At 47.0% G+C, this 368-nt stretch carries 1 rRNA gene; it reads right to left on the reverse strand.

Annotated features, from left to right (window positions below):
* Positions 1–257, reverse strand: a 23S ribosomal RNA gene (locus tag ACZ92H_RS29530); the annotation flags it as partial.
* Between the last annotated feature and the right edge of the window lie 111 nt (positions 258–368).

A 368-nucleotide genomic window follows, 5' to 3' on the forward strand; every position in this document is an offset into this window, starting at 1 on the left:
TCCCATTTCGCTCGCCGCTACTTTGGGAATCTCGGTTGATTTCTTTTCCTGCAGCTACTTAGATGTTTCAGTTCGCCGCGTTCGCCTTGCATACCTATGTATTCAGTATGCAATACCCTAAAAGGGTGGGTTGCCCCATTCGGAAATCTGCGGATCAAAGTGTGTTTGCTCACTCCCCGCAGCTTATCGCAAGCTACTACGTCCTTCATCGCCTGTAATCGCCAAGGCATCCACCATGTGCACTTATTCGCTTGTCCCTATAACGTTAGCCTCTGTTCACCGAAGTGAGCAAAGAGCGCTACAGGGATAAGAAAGTACAACGTTGTTGCTTGTTTGTTGATACATACAATCATTACCCATCGATTTAC

The organism is Janthinobacterium foliorum, from assembly GCF_978021625.1.